Here is a 17,086-nt window from a genome sequence, read left to right as displayed (position 1 = left end):
CGCAAAAAGTGCATGATTCATCCAAGTAACTCAGATAAAACACAACTAGATGCGCTCATTAGTCATGGAATGTCCTATCGGCAAACCAACAATAAATTTACCGAATCATACAAAGAACAGCGACAGAGTTTTCTGTTGAAACGGCTGCAATTGCAGGCGCAGATTATGTTCGCGGCTGGCTTAACTTTGATCGCTTTTTTTCTCTGGGCAAATTCACAATTGGAAGGCAAGATATATGCTTTTAAAATCGGTATTGTAGTAGAAGTATTTACGCTTGTTTGTTGGGGTTTATGTAAAACCTATATAGGTCGTCGTTACCCAAACTTAATTTTTTTAAGTTTATCCTGGTCTGTAACTTGTGCTGTCCAAATTGCTATCGCTTTACTATTTAATAATCTAGAACCTAGGAGCAATATTTGGACTTTGATGTTTCTCACTCAGGCTACAATCGTTCCAGTGCAATGGGGGATACATTTAATTTCACAACTTGGAACAATTCTTTGCTATTTAATTTTATATATCTTATATAACCCCGGATTAAAAAACCCATCAGCTTTTTACATTGAACAAGGTTTATATTTCTTTTGGACTTGCATAATTTGTGTCTTCTCTGTCTATTTATACGAACGCTTGCGAAAAAAAGAATTTTACGCCCGTAAGGCAATGGAACTAGCGCAGTACAAATCAGAACGGCTATTACTAAATATTTTGCCAGAGATGATTGCAGAACAATTAAAACAAGAGCCGGCAACTATTGCTGATAGCTTTCTGGAAGTTACGGTGCTATTTGCCGATATTGTTGGCTTTACAGAGCTTTCATCTCGCACTTCCCCTGCGGAATTAGTCGAGTTATTAAATACAATATTCTGTCTGTTTGACCAATTAGCAGAACGTCATGGGGTAGAGAAAATCAAGACCATTGGCGATGCATACATGGCTGTTGCTGGGTTGCCAAATCAGTCTAATAACCATGCTCCAGCAATAGCTAACATGGCCTTGGATATGCAAAATGCTGTAGCTACCTTTAACGAAGAAAATAAGCAATCCTTTAGTATCCGTATTGGCATTAGTACGGGGCCAGTAGTCGCAGGGGTGATTGGGCTGAAAAAGTTTGCCTACGACCTTTGGGGAGATACTGTCAATATAGCTAGTAGAATGGAATCACATGGTATTGCAGGTAGTATCCAGGTTTGTGAAGCAAGTTATCAGCTTTTAAAGGATAAGTACTTATTGGAGAAACGAGGTCTAATTAAAGTTAAAGGTAAAGGTGAAATGATGACTTATATACTCAAGGGAATTAATTTAAAAACTTAATAGAGAGAAGTCATAAGTCAGAATTCAGAAGATTCTACTGCTAAGGGATGAAATTTTAGCAAAGAAGAATATTTAAATCTTGTTTTGCTGCACTATTGCGGTCTTGGTTCTAAACAATGTTCAGACGCTCTCAGACTCGCTAAGAGGTTGTTTGAAAAGTTTTTTAACATCTAAGCCTCGAAAACCTAACCCCCCAGCCCCCATTCCCTAGTAGGGAAGGGGGTTTCAAAGCCTCTTGACCTTTCAGGGAGAGGAATGGAAGCGGGGTTTTGAGTATACTTTATAACTTTTCAAACAACCTCTAAGGCTGCGCTATCAGCTAGCCTGACTCTAATTCCTATTGAATTCTGACTACTGAGTTCGGAATTATTCTTAATAAATCTATACTCTTTGACGGAGACTCAAAAATAAAATATATATAATTAGAGCGACCATTATCAGGTTATTGAAGCTTTGCTAAATCTCAGCTTTACTACTTTAGATAGATCCGCAGCAAGTAACTGCTTAGGTATGTATTTTTCCGATGCATAATAAGTATTGAGCTATGTCTACGATGGGCTACGCCTACGCAATTTATAGCTGATTTGGGGAATAATCTTTTAGCTAGCTGCATAAAAGGAGAAGCTACATTGAAAGGAACACGTTTCCTTCTAGCCCCTTATGCTGTGGCATTATTGGCTGTTGGTAGCGGATTGCTACTAACACTATTGCTACAGCCACTACTAAAACCAAGTATTTTCCTGCTGTTTTTTGCCGCCGTGGCGATTAGTGCCTGGTATGGCGGTATGGAAGCAGGGTTGCTGGCTACTGCTTTGTCTACTTTAGCCGTCAGCTACTTTTTCTTAGAACCAGTGTTTTCGCTCTTGGTTACCAGTCTAGACAATATACTGTGGTTAGGCTTGTTTGTGCTGGTGACAACAGTTATTAACTTGCTGAACTCAGAGTTACGCACTGCCAAACAACATCTTCAAACGAGTTTGCAGAAACTACAGGTGAGTGAAGCAAAGTTTAGAAGGTTGGTAGAGTCCAATATCATTGGGGTAATTGTAGGCAATATGGACGGGGCGATCGCAGAGGCTAATGATGCTTTTTTAGGAATGGTAGGTTATTCGCAGGAGGATTTGCAAGCAGAGCGAGTTCGATGGCGCGACATGATCCCACCAGAATATATTGAAGCTAACAACAGTGCGATGCCTACAGCGGGCTACGCCTACGCAGAACTTACAAGCAAAGGAGTGTGTCAGCCTTTTGAGAACGAATACATCCGCCAAGATAACAGCCGCGTTCCCATCCTGTTCGGTTCTGCTTTGTTAGAAAATAGTCCTAACGAGATTATCTCTTTTGTACTTGATTTAAGCAAACGCAAACAAGCAGAGCTTGCCCTTTCCAAAAGCGAAGAACGCTACCGCGCTTTTTTAGAGCAGAGTTCAGAAGGTATTTGGTGTATCGAACTGGAAATACCAATTTCGCCAGATTGTCCAGAAGATGAACAAATTCAACATTTTTACCAATATGTTTACTTAGCAGAATGCAACAATGTTATGGCGCAGATGTATGGCTGTTCTCGTGCCGAAGAAATTATCGGCGTCAGACTAGGAGACTTTCTTGTTCCCTCCGATCCACATAATATTGCATACCTGCGTAACTTTATCCGTTCTAACTACCAACTAATCGATGCCGAGTCCCATGAAATAGATAAGCAAGGTAATTCCAAATATTTTTTGAATAATCTGGTGGGAATTGTCGAAAATGGGCTTTTAGTCAGGGCGTGGGGAACTCAACGCGACATCACAGAACGCAAACGAGCCGAAGCTGCACTGCGTCAACGAGAAGATGAACTACGCCTAATTACAAATGCTGTGCCCGTTAAGATTTCTTATGTTGATGGGGAGCAGCGTTATCGCTTTAATAACAAAGAATATGAAGACTGGTTTGGGCTTCCTGCTTCCGAAATTTCTGGTAAACACATTAGAGAAATTTTGGGAGAGTCGGTTTATCAGTCGATTCTTCCTTATGTAGAAACAGTACTTTCAGGAGAGCAAGTAACTTACGAAACCCAATTACCCCATAAAGATGGCACAAACCATTACGTGAATGTCACTTACATTCCCCAGTTCAGTCAGCAGGGAAAAGTTGCAGGATTTGTTGCCCTAATTACAGATATTACACTTCATAAGTTAGCAGAAGCAGCTCTCAAACAAAGCGAGAAACGGTTAAAGATACTCACCGAAAAAGTCCGCATAATTCCTTGGGAGGTAAATACCACTACTGGGAATTTTACCTATGTAGGGCCGCAAACTTTTGAGATTCTGGGCTATCCATTGTCAGACTGGTACACCGATAATTTCTGGGCAAAATACATGCATCCAGAAGATCGGGAGTGGGCTATCCAGTATTGCCAAGAGTCTTCCTTATCACTGAATAATTACGAGTTTGAATACAGAATGTTGGCTGCTGATGGCCGAGTCATTTGGCTGTATGACATTGTAAATGTGGTGCGGGATGAAAATGGGCCGCAGCTACTACACGGATTCATGATTGACATTACCGATCGCAAACAAGCAGAACAAGAACGCGAACAATTGCTTGAGCGTGAACAAGCAGCACGCACCGATGCCGAAACTGCCAACCGCATGAAGGATGAGTTTCTGGCCACCCTCTCCCACGAACTCCGTACACCTCTGAATGCTATCCTGGGCTGGACGCAGCTACTTAGAACTCGGAAGTTTAACGAGATTACTACTGGTAGGGCACTAGAGACAATTGAGCGGAACACTAGATCCCTGACGCAACTTATCGAAGATGTCTTAGATGTGTCACGGATTATTAGAGGTACACTCCATCTACGTATAGAAATGGTAAAACTTGTACCACTGATGGAGGCAGCAATCAATACTGTATACCCAGCAGCCCAAGCCAAAGAGATTAGCATTAAGTGTAGATTCGACCCGAAAGTAGAGGTAGTTGTGGGTGATGCCGACCGCTTGCAACAGGTTATGTGGAATTTGCTCTCCAACGCTGTCAAGTTTACACCCAAGGGCGGCACAGTTGATGTGCAATTGAAGCACGTTGAATCTTCCGTGCAAATTCGGGTAAGTGATACGGGAGGGGGAATTGCTGCCGAATTCTTGCCCCATGTATTTGAACGCTTTCGTCAAGCTGACAGTTCCAGAACGCGATCGCATGGTGGACTAGGATTAGGGTTAGCGATCGTCCGCCACTTGGTAGAATTACACGGTGGTACAGTCTCTGCCGAAAGTCCAGGAATTGGACAGGGGGCGACATTCGTTGTCAGTCTGCCAATGAAATCTATTTAGGATGGAGGTAGCAGGCAGGATGATTTTGAGCCACTGAACTTCCGTACCCTGCGGGAAACTGATGCAACAGTGAGGATCTTATATCATTTTATGATTCAAGTCACAATCATATTGAATTAGCAGTCTCCCTAGCAGTTTCTCGCAGCCGCTCCACATCGCGCATCGGTGGAGCACCAAAGAGCCGCTTGTACTCTCGGTTGAAGTGCGAGGCATCATCATACCCCACTCGATAGGCAGCACTGGTAGCGTCAAGGTTTTCCCCCAGCATCAGACGGCGAGCCTCCTGGAGCCGCAATTGTTTCTGGAACTGCAAGGGACTCATTGCAGTGACAGACTTGAAGTGATGGTGAAAGCCCGAAACACTCATTCCCATTTCTCGGGCGATGTTTTCAATCCGAAGCGGCTCGTTAAAGTCTTTACGAAGTAGCTCGACGGCTCTGGCAATGTGGTAGGTATAGCCACCCAGAACTGCAATATGACGGAGCCGATTACCTTGCTCTCCCATCAGAAGTCGGTAAATGATTTCCCGCTTAATCAGTGGTGCGAGAATATGAGCTTCAGCAGGGGAATCTAAAAGCCTAACTAGCCGCACCACAGCGTCCAACAGATTTGCATTCAACGGACTTACGTCAATCGCTTTCACATCAGCACGGCTGCGCGATGAGGGATACCCAGCCTCGACCATCACTGAGCCAACGAGGGTAGGGTCAAGATCGAGGCGCAGGCTAAAGTAAGGTTGCGCCTTGGACGCTTCCAGAATTTGGCTGACAATCGGCAGTTCAACCGTAGCCAGCAGATAATGCATCGGGTCGTACTGATAGCGATCGCTACCCAAAAGGACTTCTTTGCTGCCCTGAGCGATCGCACAAAATGCAGGGATAGAGACACTATGAATGCATTCCGAAGGCGAGGAGGCGCGGTTGAAGTGCAATCCTTTGAGCGGCTCAATCGTCCCATCATGAGGAATCGCCTGGGCAATCAGCTCAGTCAGTTCGTCTCTGTAGGCTTGCCCTCTGTCTGCCTCGCGCTTTGCCTGCGGGTCGTTCATTAAATTGATATTGGCAGCGTTCATTTCTAAGTTTGCAGGATTGTACAACAATCTTAGACGATCGTCCTATTGCTTGTCCTTCAAAATGCCTAAGATGAAGCTAAAGCAAGGAAAAATGATTTCGGCTTCTTATAAACATTCTGGATTTTTATTCAAGATAAAACTCAGTTTTGATTGGGCAAGAGACTTGCCTACTAGCTACCAAACTGACATTAACTAAAGGAATTAAGAAAATGGACATCAAAAGAAGTGGCTCACAGCCTTCCGCCAAAGGGCCGGCTGAGTATTTTACCGGCACTGTCCGCGTTGACCCCCTGTTCGAGGCACACGATCCGGCACGCACGTCTGGAGCCAGTGTCACATTTGAACCCGGCGCTCGGACAGCATGGCATACCCACCCCTTGGGACAAACCCTAATCGTGACAGCTGGCTGTGGCCTCGTACAACGCTGGGGCGGATCGATCGAGGAAATTCGACCGGGGGACACGATCTGGATTTCGGCGGGTGAGAAGCATTGGCACGGTGCTACAGTAACCACTTCCATGACGCATATCGCCATTCAGGAATGGCTCGACGGCAAGCCTGTGGACTGGATGGAGCATGTCAGCGACGAGCAGTATGAAGGAATATCTTAATGCTTTTGAGATGGTTTTCTATCAAGGGGAAAAGCGGAGCCGCATACACCGCCGCAAAACACGCCGTGATCGGACTCACTAAGTCGGCGGCTCTCGACTACGCCTCGCAGAACATCCGCGTCAACGCCGTTGCTCCCGGTTACATTGACACACCGATGATGGATCGCTTCACTGGCGGCACTGCTAAAGGACGCGAGCAGGTGATTGCGGAGGAGCCAATTGGAAGAATGGGTCAGCCCGAAGAGATCGCCAATGCCCTCCTCTGGCTGTGTTCGGATGCATCCTCCTTCGTTGTCGGACACACCTTAGTCGTCGATGGCGGTCAAACGGTGCAGTGAGGTTCGTCGCCAACCGTGATGCCGTTGTGAAAAAAGCTTGAACAAGGATGTGCGCTACGGCTTCGTCATCGACATGGCCCCGCTGAAGGCAGACGCACCGAACCGAAGCTAACCCGCTAAATAAACCCACACATACGCAGAACTCAATGAAACACCTCGTTCTAATACCAACCTTCTTGATTGGTGCAACCTATGCAACGGTGGCATTTGCGCTCGACAAAACACACGTCTCGCGTAAAAGTCCCCAAGCACCCGTACAGCAGTCCGCTGTAGTTGAGGGGGCGGACAACTTCTATAAGAGCGACAAGGTGATCATGCAGGAATGGCACTAAGAAAAGGGAAAATCATTGAGGCAGCAGGGGTGCAGAGGAGCAGAGGAGCAGGGGAGAAAGAAGAAGTTTAAGGTATTGCGTTCGGATATTTAAAAATTCCTCTCTGCACCCCTGCACCCCTGCACCTCTGCAATCCTTACACTGCCAACCCTTCAGCTTAACTTAGTGCCATTCGATCATGCAGAAAGTTACGTTCAAAAACCAATACAACATGCAGGTTGCTAGGAATCTTTTCATTCCCAAAGCCTTGAATCAGAACGCCAAGAATCCGGCAATCATTGTCGGGCACCCAATGGGCGCAGTCAAAGAACAGAGCGCAAATCTGTATGCCCAAAAGCTGGCTGACCAGGGATTCGTCACCTTGTCCCTCGATTTGTCCTTCTGGGGCGAGAGTGAGGGGCAGCCCCGCAACGTTGTTTCGCCGGATATTTATGCCGAGGATTTTAGTGCTGCGGTCGATTTTCTGGGCACCCGGACATTCGTTGACAGAAACCGGATTGGCGTTCTTGGGATTTGCGGCAGCGGCAGCTTCGTCATCAGCGCCGCCAAGATTGACCCGCGCATGAAGGCCATTGCGACGGTAAGCATGTACGACATGGGTGCGGCCAGCCGTAACGGGCTTAGACATTCTACTACCCTCGAACAGAGAAAGAAAGCGATCGCAGAGGCGGCTGAACAACGCTATGCCCAGTTTACGGGCGGCGAGACCAAATACACCGGCGGGACGGTGCATGAACTGAACGAGAATTCCACCGCCATTGAGCGTGAGTTTTACGACTTCTACCGCACTCCCAGAGGCGAACACACCCCCAAAGGTTCGTCGCCGAAGCTGACAACGCACCCGACGCTTACCAGCAACGTCAAATTCATGAACTTTTACCCATTCGATGATATTGAGACGATTTCGCCTCGTCCCATGCTGTTCATCACGGGTGACAATGCACATTCCAGGGAGTTCAGCGAAGATGCCTACAAGCGCGCAGCCGAGCCAAAGGATCTCTACATCGTTCCGAACGCGGGACATGTAGATTTGTATGACCGGGTGAACCTGATCCCCTGGGACAAGCTTCAGTCCTTTTTCAATCAGCATCTCAGCAAGTAAGTGAGCAACTGACAAGAGCCACAAGAATATAAACAACTAGGAGTATCCATTCATGTACAACACAAAAGCTTATTCCGCAACCAGTGCAACATCACCGCTGTCCTCTACCAAGATCGCACGGCGCGATCCAAAAGAACACGATGTGCAGATCGAAATCCTCTTCTGCGGCATCTGCCACTCCGATCTCCATTCAGTGCGTAACGAGTGGAGCAGTATCATGTCCACTGTCTACCCGATTGTTCCCGGTCATGAGATCGTCGGCCGTGTCACTAAGGTCGGCTCGGCAGTCACGAAGTACAAGCCCGGCGACCTCGCCGCAGTCGGCTGTATGGTTGATTCGGACGGCACCTGCCCTCATTGCAGGGATGGTCTTGAGCAGTTCTGCGCGAACATGACCCAAACCTTCAACTCCCCGGACAAGCAACTCGGAGGCGTGACCTATGGTGGCTACTCCGATAGCATCGTCGTCGATGAACGCTTCGTTTTGCACGTTCCCTCCAACCTCGATCTCGCTGGATCTGCGCCGCTCCTCTGCGCCGGAATCACAACTTACTCACCTATGCGCCACTGGGGTGTCACTAAGGGCAAGAAGGTTGGCGTGGTTGGTCTCGGCGGGCTGGGCCACATGGGCGTGAAGTTTGCCCGTGCGTTCGGTGCCCACGTCGTCGTCTTCACCACCTCGCCTAACAAGAAGGAAGACGCACTCCGCCTTGGTGCCGATGAAGTGGTCGTCTCCCGCAACGCCGACGAGATGCAGAAGCACACAGGCAGCTTCGACTTCATCCTCGACACCATTTCCGCCGATCACGACATCAACGCCTATCTCAACCTGCTCACCCGCGACGGCAACATCACCCTTGTTGGCGCACCCGCAAAGCCCCTGGACATCTCGGCATTCAGCCTCATCATGGCGCGTCGCAGTCTTTCCGGTTCTATGATCGGCGGCATCGCCGAAACCCAAGAAATGCTTGACTTTTGCGGCAAGCATAACATCACCGCCGATGTCGAAGTCATTCCTATCCAGAAAGTCAACGAAGCCTACGAGCGACTGCTCAAGTCCGATGTGAAATATCGCTTCTGTATCGATATGGCATCCCTTAAATCTGCATAACCGAGCTAAAACCTCGAAGGGGTAACAATGCAAAGGCGCAAACTTGGCAACAGCGATATAGCCGAAATGTATGGGCCCATTCACCAATGAAGAATTGGTAGGCGAAGCGCTCAAACCCTACCGCGATCGCATCGTCATTGCTACGAAGTTCGGCATCAAGTTACAGGACAGCAAACAGGTGCAGAACAGTCATCCATCAGGAATCAGAGAGTCCTTAGAAGGTTCGCTGAAGCGCTTAAAGACCGACATGATCGATTTGTACTACCAGCACCGCCTAGATACCCAAGTGCCGATCGAAGACGTAGCCGGAACCATCAAAGACTTGATCGGTGAAGGCAAAATCAAACATTGGGGGCTTTTAGAAGCGGGTGTACAGACCGTGCGCCGGGCGCACGCAGTCCAACCAGTAACTGCCGACCAAATTGAGCCGCCTGGAAGAAAACATTGCGGCAGCAGATATCGAACTGACGCAGGACGAGTTGAAGAGCATCGACGAGGCATTGGCAAAAATTCCAGTGTCAGGCGATCGCTATCCAGAAGAGTTGGAAAAGCGCACAGGATTATAGACGGAATCGCTAACCATAGAATTTTAACCACAATAAGGAGATGCGGATGACAAATACACAGCAGCAGGACTCTGTAAGGATAAGTAAAACGGCACATAAAAACCATGAAGAACTCTTTCCAAACCACAAATCGACCCTGAAAGTAACCGACCCTGAACTGATCGAAGTCTTTGACAACTTCGCCTTCGATGAGGTAATTGCTGAGAGCAAGCTGGATACAAAGACAAGAGTTATGCTGATTCTGGCGTCTATAATCGGCAGCCAGGCAGTCAGCGAATACAGGGTGATGGTGGATGCTGCGCTCAATGTCGGAGTAACGCCAATTGAAATCAAAGAGATCCTGTATCAGTCGATACCTTACGTGGGTATGGCAAAAGCATTTGATTTCGTTCACGCCACTAATGAAGTGATGTCCAGCAGGGGTATTCAATTACCTTTAGAAGGGCAATCTACCACCAACCCGGAAACACGCTATGACAAAGGGCTGGCAATACAGAAAGCTGTGTTCGGCGAGACGATCGATCAAATGTATGAGCGATCGCCCAAAGAGCAGTTGCACATTCAAAGGTTTCTGTCTGCCAATTGCTTTGGCGATTATTACACCCGCAATGGTGTAGACATCAAAGTCAGGGAGCTGATCACACTGTCTATCCTCATTGCTCTGGGCGGGGTTGAATCACAGATCAAGGGGCACATTCAAGGCAACCTGAATGTCGGAAACGGCAAAGACATACTGCTGGATCTGATTACACAATTGTTGCCCTGGGTGGGATATCCCCGAACACTGAATGCGTTGAAATGCCTGAATGAAGTGGCGACGGAGTAATGGTGATGATAACGAGCAATGAACAATACAAGGCTTGATTAAGTCCGAGTAAAAGGAAAATAATTATGAGCAAAGTCTGGTTTATTACAGGCGCTGGTAGCGGTATTGGCACCGGAACCTTCAAGGCGGCATTGCACTCCGGCGATCGTGTAGTCGCGACCGGAAGAAACCTCGATAAAGTGCGTAATGCCTTGCGCGATGTCGCAAGCGAGAATCTTGCATTTGTCCAGTTGGACGTTTCCGACGAAGTACAGGCGAAAACAGCCGTCGAGGAGGCGGTGAAGCGGTTCGGTCGTATCGACGTTTTGGTTAACAATGCGGGCTACAGCCTGCTTGGTAATTTTGAAGAGATGACCACAGCCGAGATCGAACGCCAGTTCGCGACGAACTTTTATGGTGTGGTGTACGTCATGCGTGCCGTGCTGCCGGTTATGCGTCAGCAGCGGTCGGGCCACATCATCAACATCAGCTCCGTTGCTGGCGTTGTCGGGTTTAAGCACTGTGCCGCCTATGCCGCATCGAAGTTCGCGGTCGAGGGCATCTCGCTGTCGGTTGCGGTCGAGGTCGAGGGGTTCGGCATCAAGATGACGCTCGTCGAACCTGGCTTCTTTCGCACCGACCTTCTGGACAACCAGAATGTCAGATGGCCCAGCAACGCCATCGAAGACTATGCCGCCGAGGGCAACGTCCAGGAAACGTGGTCAGCCTACAACGGCACGCAGCAGGGTGACCCGGCAAAGTTGGGCGATGCTCTGGTCAAAATCGCCGGAATGGAGAATCCGCCGAAGCTGTTCGTTGCTGGCAGCGACGCGCTCGCAGCGATCGCATCGGCTGTCGAGGAACGGTTGCAGGCGACGCGCGCCCATGAAGAGCTATCGAAATCAACAGACGGTTCGTTCTAGCGATCACGTAAGAAGCATCATTATCAAATCCACGGCTATGACTATGACGCAGATCGCCATTCAGAACTCGACAGCAAGACCGTGGACTAAATGGAAAAGGTCAGCGACGAACAATACCAGACCTGATCCGTAGAGCAAGACAATTCCGACCTTTAATTCAAGAACAGGAGTTCAAACAATGCAAAAGCGCAAACTTGGAAACAGTAATCTGGAAGTCTCAGCTATCGGGCTGGGCTGCATGGGAATGAGTTTTTCTTATGGCCCGCCCAAAGACACGCAAGAGATGACCGCCCTTCTCCGGGCTGCCGTAGAACGGGGCATTACATTCTTTGACACCGCCGAGGTCTACGGCCCGTTTACCAACGAAGAGCTTGTGGGCGAAGCCCTCGCTCCCTTCCGTGGGCAAGTGGTCATTGCTACCAAATTCGGATTCGACCTCAGTCCTAATTCCGATCCTCGTGGGATGAAGGGTGCGCCAGGATTGGATAGTCGGCCGGAGCATATCAAGCAGGCCGTGGAGGGTTCGCTCAAGCGACTCAAGGTCGAGACAATCGACCTGCTCTATCAGCACCGGGTTGACCCGAACGTGCCGATTGAAGACGTGGCAGGAGCAGTCAAGGAACTGATCCAGGAAGGTAAGGTGAAGCACTTTGGACTCTCAGAAGCAGGAGTGCAAACGATCCGTCGCGCCCACGCGGTTCAGCCGATCACTGCTCTCCAGAGCGAATATTCGCTCTGGACGAGGACTCCTGAAAAGGAAGTGATACCGACCCTTGAGGAACTCGGAATCGGTTTTGTCCCGTATAGCCCGTTGGGCAAGGGCTTTCTCACTGGTAAGATAGACGAAAGCACAACCTTCGACAGCTCCGATTTCCGCAGCACCCTGCCTCGCTTCACGCCGGAGGCTCTGAAGGCGAATCAGGCCCTAATTAATCTGCTCAGCAGCATCGCAGAACAAAAGCAGGCGACACCTGCTCAGATCGCGATCGCCTGGCTGTTGGCCCAGAAGCCCTGGATTGTTCCAATCCCAGGCACCACAAAGCTGCATCGCTTGGATGAAAACATCGGGGCAGTCTCAGTCGAACTCACGCCCGACGATCTGCGTGACATCGATGACGCCGCCTCCAAAATCGCGGTGCAAGGGGCTAGATACCCCGAAAAGCTGGAGCAAATGACCGGTCGTTGAGCGGCAAAAAATGTCTTCTCTGGTTGCATTCCGTAGCTCACTATGCAAGGCAACACGTGCAAGACGGATAGCTGGCAAGCGATAGACGAGGGAGAAACGAGATCCTGTTCCGAGCCGCCCCTGAAACTGTACGAAGCCAGGGGCGGCTCGTGCAGCACAAAAGTCATAGATTCTCGCTTTTTATCCCTATCTATAAAATACTCAAGAATTAGGTGTCAGAGCTTGCTTCATTGGAGAGGATTGTAATGATTTCATCCAACGAGCGATCGCCATTAGACTCTTCTGGTGTTTCCTTACCCAAGGAGGTTTCTTTTACCAAACGGTAAACGTCAGCTGCTCCGTAAAAAATGCGCTCTGTCAAACCCAATTCTTTAAAGGTTTCTGCAATCTCTTCCATTTCTCCTACCCAACGATGCGCTTTCGGTGTCATCGATGGAATGGAACGGGTTAAGATGCTAGCAAGTTCTTTTTGGCTACTAGATACTTCATCCCATAATTCCTTATCCAACCCTAAACGATGGGCTGCAATTAGTAGTTCTGTACCGATGGCTGTAAGTCCTTTTGTCAGGGCTGCGTAAGACATTTTCAACCCCGAAGCCTGACCAATTTCATCACCAATCACCCGCACATCTAAGCCATGATCTCGCAGTTGTAGCAGTTGACTGGCCTGTTTTCCTGAAGTGTAAATACGGGTGCGATTGGGAACTCGCGGTGGTGGGCCAATAATTGATGCATCTACAAATGTTCCCCCAACTGATTCAATGAGTTGGCCGATATTGATAACTTTCTGGGGTGCGATCGCATTACAGTCAACATAGAGTATGGGTTTACCAACATTGCTGATCACCTCAGCTACTTGCTTCGCTGCTTGGGTAGCCGCTGCGGGGACTAGAACTGACAACACTACATCAGATTCAATTACCAGTTGTGTGAGGGAACCTACATCTTGGATGTTGGCTGCGGTTGCTAATTGCCGAGTTCGTTCACTGCGATCATTTAGGGCTGCAATAGTTTTCAATCCATGTTGATTGAGAACAGATGCGATCGCTTGTCCCATATCGCCTGGACTTAAAATACCAATAGTTTGGATAGGCATGAAAAGTTTTATTATATTTACTTTGCGGCTGACAAGTTAATTCAGGTAATTGAGTAGTCCCAAAATACTATAAGTCGATAGATATACCGTATTTAATCAAACCACGGATAAGCTTAACAAGCAAGCTATCTGCTGAGAGATAGGCAAGAGGCAGGAGTAAAACAGTCTTCATATCTATAGCAATTTTGATGAATTGCAATTCTGCCTCAGTGCCTTCAAATAGTAAGTTTGAACTTGAGAAACTCAAGGTACTCAAGGCTAGTAAAGAAGTTAATTAGGGCATTTGAGTTTTATCTCAGAGGCGATCGCCTCTATCTCCTCTGATGTATCAATTGTTGTTTTCCCTACTGCTTGGTAGCGAGCGCGTATCTCCTTTGTGCGCGTTGGTAGCATTCACGTCTAGTTTCAGTTTTTGGTTGTAAAAAGCTAAACACAGCAAGCGATGCAGGGACTAAAACTAGCATCCCAATCACAATCCAATCAATCAGTCCACGTTCCACTATTTTTTGAGTCATTAGTCAGTAGTCAATAGTCAACAATTTATTATTCCCGGAGTCCAGGTATGCCTGATAAAAGAGTTGGCATCAACTTTCAGCTAAGTTTCAATCCCTAATTAGGGATTTTGATGAACTGCAATTTGATTGGAATTGCTATGTAATCTGGCTTTCCGCGCATTTGACATACAAGAACCTAAGCAGAAAGGGAACTCATCAAGAAGAAATGCTTTGAAACCCTATAATAGCGATCGCCGCAACTCTGGAAAAACCTTAGATACCTTACTCAATACATAGTCACCATAAGTTCCGCGAAAATCATGAACGTTAGCTTTATCCCAGCGATCGCCTATATGCTCATTCGCCACTATTTTATCTAATTCAATGGGCTTCACTTCGACATCAAAATTGGGATCGAAAAAGAAGGGGAACGAAAGGCGATGATTTCCCGACTGGTTTTGCACACGATGAGGGGTAGAACGATACAAACCTGCCGTCATCTTCTCTAACATATCGCCGATGTTGCACACAAAGGAACCGGGAACGGGAGGCGCAGCAACCCAACGTGACTTGGATTTAACTTGTAATCCGCCAGAGTCGTCTTGCTTGAGAATGGTCAGAACGCCATAATCGGTATGTTCGCCAACGCCCCATATTGGTTCACTATCTGACGATGATAAATTAGGAGGATAATTGAAGATGCGAAACAACACTAAGGGATCTGAGGTATAACGGTCAGCAAAGTAGGATGCTTCTAATCCTAAACTCAGGGCAATACCAGTCATCAGAGTGTGTCCCAAGTGGGTCATCGCCTCCATATATTCAAGCACTGTCTCGCCAAATTGGGGAATGTTGGCGGGGAAGAGGTTGGAACCATGCATAGGAGTACCAGCTTGCACTAGTGGATGTTCTTTTCCCAATTCGACGCCAAAGTAAATGCCTTCCTTCAAGTCGGGTTTACCAGATGTCAATTCGCCACCAACGGGGAAATAACCCCGCCATGCAATACCTGCCAAAGCCATGCGGATTTTCAGTTTAGTTTCTAAATCCTGGGTGAAAAACTGGCGGCTGAGTTCTTCGAGTCGCCGCTGCAAATTTTCGTCTACACCATGCCCAATAATATAGAAAAACCCTGATTCTTGGCAAGCTTGGCTAATTTGTGATGCTACAGAATAGCGTAGACGCATTCGCGTAGCGTCTCGTAGAGAAGCGGCTTCTCGACAGAGATCGCCTTTTCCAGAAATCAAGGCGCTAATATCAATAATCGGGACGTGTAAACTAGTCATGTTATTAAAATCGCTGACCTGTAGTAACTTCAAATCTAACTTCTCCTTGGTCACTAATTCCTAAGTCGCCTCGAATCAGCCCAAAGGATGATTTGACTCGCAATCCTAAGCCGTAACCAAAGCCGCTTCCAGGTTTGTCTCGCAGCACTCCTGGTTCGCCTAGCACGGTTTCGCTAGACCCGAAATCGGAGGCGAGGTCAGTAAAAAGAACTCCTCCGATTGACTGAAAAATTGGGAACCGATATTCTACAGAAGCTAGACCATAACTCCGACCACTGGCAACTTTTCCATAACCGTAACCCCTGACAGAATTTAGCCCACCAATATTAAAAGCATCAGCTGGTGGAAAGTCTCCAATAGTTGTACCAATTTGGAAATTAATCGCCAACATTTCTGGATTGTCGGTTGGTCTACCATTACCGATCCAACTGACTGGTAAATACTGAATATAATTTCCTTGTAGGCGGTTGCTGGAAATATTACCCAGTCCAATAGGAATCGCTTGTTCTGTGCTGAGGGTGAGGATTGATCCTTGAGTCGGGTTGTCTCGGCGATCGCGTTGATCTCTAGATACAGCAAAGGATACTGTAAATAGGTCATCAATGCCAGTACCGCTCACAGATAAAGGACTCCCTAATCTATCGACCTGTGCAACGTTATATTCGCGATCGCGTAGGCTAATTCTGGTATAGTTCAGACTCACAGATGTATCCCACTCATCAAAAGATCGTAAAACTCCCACAGAACCGCCAAACCTTCCCTCGCGCACTTTGTCACCGTTAGACAATCTGATATCTTCGTTGAAAGTTCCCGATATATTTCGACTACGAAAACCTCTGATGCTGTAGCCTAAGCGGTTTGGTTCTTCAGGACGATAACGACTAATGAACTGACCATTAAACTGGACATCTTTACCGCTGATTTGCAAAGTTGTATCTAATTTATCGTTAAGACCGCTAATATTTGCATCTTTATAACCCACCCGACCGTATAGGCCAACATCTTCGTTATCACCGCCTCCTAAGATTAAAGAAGGGAAGTCACGCTCTTTGATTTCATAGATGATATTAACGCTCTTGCCATCTTCTTCTCGATAAACATTGACTTCATTAAATGACTCTAATCTCCGCAATCGTTGCAAGTCTGCTTTGAGTAAATCTTCACGAAATATCTGACCAGGTTTGAGTTTCAGCAGACCAATGATAAAATCTTTTTGAGTCCGTCCTTTGATCGGCTGACCTTTGTCATCGACTAACTGATCTTTAGCATTAACAAAACGAATCTGGATATCTTTGACAATTCTTTGAGAAAACTCGACAGACTGAGTATCTACTGGAGTTGCTCCTATATAATAATCACCATATTTGGCATACCCTCCCTCTATCTGTAATGTAGGTTCTGGTATTAGGGTATTACCAGCGCCATCCTCAGTAGAAGATTGCAAGTCTGCAAGGGCCTCTGGATTTTCCCCACCCACTAACATTACTGCGATCGCAACTACAGCTATTTGAATACGCATAAATTAAGCTTTGT

The 17,086-nt window shown here is 47.4% G+C and carries 15 protein-coding genes and 1 pseudogene; 11 read left to right on the top strand and 5 right to left on the bottom strand.

From position 1 onward, the window contains the following. Nucleotides 1–12: 12 nt before the first annotated feature. The gene (locus tag HWQ44_RS21135) at nucleotides 13–1,314 is read left to right on the top strand and encodes an adenylate/guanylate cyclase domain-containing protein (protein WP_292722606.1); all 1,302 of its coding nucleotides are present in this window, start codon (nucleotides 13–15) and stop codon (nucleotides 1,312–1,314) included. A 629-nt stretch (nucleotides 1,315–1,943) separates the two neighbouring features. Then, nucleotides 1,944–4,631, top strand: a complete 2,688-nt coding sequence (locus HWQ44_RS21130) for a PAS domain S-box protein (protein ID WP_292722604.1) — start codon at nucleotides 1,944–1,946, stop codon at nucleotides 4,629–4,631. Nucleotides 4,632–4,737: 106 nt separating this feature from the next. Here HWQ44_RS21130 and HWQ44_RS21125 read toward each other — a convergent pair whose 3' ends face one another. After that, complete coding sequence (locus HWQ44_RS21125; RefSeq protein WP_292722602.1) at nucleotides 4,738–5,703, bottom strand: AraC family transcriptional regulator; 966 nt, start codon at nucleotides 5,701–5,703, stop codon at nucleotides 4,738–4,740. Between the two features lie 209 nt (nucleotides 5,704–5,912). Here HWQ44_RS21125 and HWQ44_RS21120 point away from each other — a divergent pair, with 209 nt between their 5' ends. The 9 genes and pseudogenes from HWQ44_RS21120 to HWQ44_RS21080 all read left to right on the top strand — a co-directional run bounded on the left by HWQ44_RS21120 (nucleotide 5,913) and on the right by HWQ44_RS21080 (nucleotide 12,677). Continuing rightward, nucleotides 5,913–6,314, top strand: coding sequence for a cupin domain-containing protein (locus HWQ44_RS21120; RefSeq protein WP_292722600.1), 402 nt, complete (start codon nucleotides 5,913–5,915; stop codon nucleotides 6,312–6,314). A 20-nt stretch (nucleotides 6,315–6,334) separates the two neighbouring features. After that, nucleotides 6,335–6,652 (top strand): annotated as a pseudogene (locus HWQ44_RS21115) (SDR family oxidoreductase); the annotation flags it as partial. Nucleotides 6,653–6,798: 146 nt separating this feature from the next. After that, complete coding sequence (locus HWQ44_RS21110) at nucleotides 6,799–6,984, top strand: hypothetical protein (protein ID WP_292722598.1); 186 nt, start codon at nucleotides 6,799–6,801, stop codon at nucleotides 6,982–6,984. A gap of 178 nt (nucleotides 6,985–7,162) precedes the next feature. Further along, a complete protein-coding gene (locus HWQ44_RS21105) occupies nucleotides 7,163–8,086 on the top strand; it encodes an alpha/beta hydrolase (protein WP_292722596.1) in 924 nt (307 codons plus the stop codon). A 52-nt stretch (nucleotides 8,087–8,138) separates the two neighbouring features. Continuing rightward, nucleotides 8,139–9,197: an NAD(P)-dependent alcohol dehydrogenase gene (locus HWQ44_RS21100; RefSeq protein ID WP_292722593.1), complete on the top strand. Its 1,059-nt coding sequence runs from the start codon at nucleotides 8,139–8,141 to the stop codon at nucleotides 9,195–9,197. 70 nt (nucleotides 9,198–9,267) lie between these two features. Continuing rightward, nucleotides 9,268–9,813: an aldo/keto reductase gene (locus HWQ44_RS21095; protein WP_292722590.1), complete on the top strand. Its 546-nt coding sequence runs from the start codon at nucleotides 9,268–9,270 to the stop codon at nucleotides 9,811–9,813. Next, nucleotides 9,810–10,589, top strand: a complete 780-nt coding sequence (locus tag HWQ44_RS21090) for a carboxymuconolactone decarboxylase family protein (protein ID WP_292722588.1) — start codon at nucleotides 9,810–9,812, stop codon at nucleotides 10,587–10,589. The genes HWQ44_RS21095 and HWQ44_RS21090 overlap by 4 nt, the downstream gene beginning before the upstream one ends. A gap of 65 nt (nucleotides 10,590–10,654) precedes the next feature. Next, complete coding sequence (locus tag HWQ44_RS21085) at nucleotides 10,655–11,491, top strand: SDR family NAD(P)-dependent oxidoreductase (RefSeq protein WP_292722586.1); 837 nt, start codon at nucleotides 10,655–10,657, stop codon at nucleotides 11,489–11,491. 178 nt (nucleotides 11,492–11,669) lie between these two features. Next, nucleotides 11,670–12,677, top strand: coding sequence for an aldo/keto reductase (locus HWQ44_RS21080; RefSeq protein ID WP_292722583.1), 1,008 nt, complete (start codon nucleotides 11,670–11,672; stop codon nucleotides 12,675–12,677). A 208-nt stretch (nucleotides 12,678–12,885) separates the two neighbouring features. Here HWQ44_RS21080 and HWQ44_RS21075 read toward each other — a convergent pair whose 3' ends face one another. From HWQ44_RS21075 to HWQ44_RS21060, 4 genes are all read right to left on the bottom strand, one after another. After that, nucleotides 12,886–13,773: an NAD(P)-dependent oxidoreductase gene (locus HWQ44_RS21075; protein WP_292722580.1), complete on the bottom strand. Its 888-nt coding sequence runs from the start codon at nucleotides 13,771–13,773 to the stop codon at nucleotides 12,886–12,888. 344 nt (nucleotides 13,774–14,117) lie between these two features. Beyond that, entirely contained in the window at nucleotides 14,118–14,288 is a 171-nt protein-coding gene (locus tag HWQ44_RS21070) for a hypothetical protein (RefSeq protein WP_292722578.1), read from the bottom strand. A 218-nt stretch (nucleotides 14,289–14,506) separates the two neighbouring features. Next, nucleotides 14,507–15,553 carry a 2-oxoglutarate and iron-dependent oxygenase domain-containing protein gene (locus HWQ44_RS21065; protein WP_292722685.1) on the bottom strand — a complete coding sequence of 349 codons (1,047 nt, stop codon included), beginning with the start codon at nucleotides 15,551–15,553 and terminating at the stop codon, nucleotides 14,507–14,509. Nucleotides 15,554–15,557: 4 nt separating this feature from the next. Beyond that, the gene (locus HWQ44_RS21060) at nucleotides 15,558–17,072 is read right to left on the bottom strand and encodes a BamA/TamA family outer membrane protein (RefSeq protein WP_292722576.1); all 1,515 of its coding nucleotides are present in this window, start codon (nucleotides 17,070–17,072) and stop codon (nucleotides 15,558–15,560) included. Between the last annotated feature and the right edge of the window lie 14 nt (nucleotides 17,073–17,086).

The organism is Nostoc sp. JL34 (genome assembly GCF_017114945.1).
Classification (GTDB): domain Bacteria; phylum Cyanobacteriota; class Cyanobacteriia; order Cyanobacteriales; family Nostocaceae; genus Nostoc.
The sequence above is the reverse complement of the archived record's forward strand: the minus strand, read 5'-3'. Positions and strand labels throughout refer to the sequence as shown.

Excerpts from the sequence above, each read along its gene's own strand:
- HWQ44_RS21065 (WP_292722685.1), bottom strand. The coding sequence starts at position 15,553 with ATGACTAGTTTACACGTCCCGATTATTGATATTAGCGCCTTGATTTCT.
- HWQ44_RS21090 (WP_292722588.1), top strand. The coding sequence starts at position 9,810 with ATGACAAATACACAGCAGCAGGACTCTGTAAGGATAAGTAAAACGGCA.
- HWQ44_RS21135 (WP_292722606.1), top strand. The coding sequence starts at position 13 with ATGATTCATCCAAGTAACTCAGATAAAACACAACTAGATGCGCTCATT.
- HWQ44_RS21110 (WP_292722598.1), top strand. The coding sequence starts at position 6,799 with ATGAAACACCTCGTTCTAATACCAACCTTCTTGATTGGTGCAACCTAT.
- HWQ44_RS21105 (WP_292722596.1), top strand. The coding sequence starts at position 7,163 with ATGCAGAAAGTTACGTTCAAAAACCAATACAACATGCAGGTTGCTAGG.
- HWQ44_RS21085 (WP_292722586.1), top strand. The coding sequence starts at position 10,655 with ATGAGCAAAGTCTGGTTTATTACAGGCGCTGGTAGCGGTATTGGCACC.
- HWQ44_RS21125 (WP_292722602.1), bottom strand. The coding sequence starts at position 5,703 with ATGAACGCTGCCAATATCAATTTAATGAACGACCCGCAGGCAAAGCGC.
- HWQ44_RS21075 (WP_292722580.1), bottom strand. The coding sequence starts at position 13,773 with ATGCCTATCCAAACTATTGGTATTTTAAGTCCAGGCGATATGGGACAA.
- HWQ44_RS21070 (WP_292722578.1), bottom strand. The coding sequence starts at position 14,288 with ATGACTCAAAAAATAGTGGAACGTGGACTGATTGATTGGATTGTGATT.
- HWQ44_RS21080 (WP_292722583.1), top strand. The coding sequence starts at position 11,670 with ATGCAAAAGCGCAAACTTGGAAACAGTAATCTGGAAGTCTCAGCTATC.
- HWQ44_RS21095 (WP_292722590.1), top strand. The coding sequence starts at position 9,268 with ATGGGCCCATTCACCAATGAAGAATTGGTAGGCGAAGCGCTCAAACCC.
- HWQ44_RS21120 (WP_292722600.1), top strand. The coding sequence starts at position 5,913 with ATGGACATCAAAAGAAGTGGCTCACAGCCTTCCGCCAAAGGGCCGGCT.
- HWQ44_RS21100 (WP_292722593.1), top strand. The coding sequence starts at position 8,139 with ATGTACAACACAAAAGCTTATTCCGCAACCAGTGCAACATCACCGCTG.
- HWQ44_RS21060 (WP_292722576.1), bottom strand. The coding sequence starts at position 17,072 with ATGCGTATTCAAATAGCTGTAGTTGCGATCGCAGTAATGTTAGTGGGT.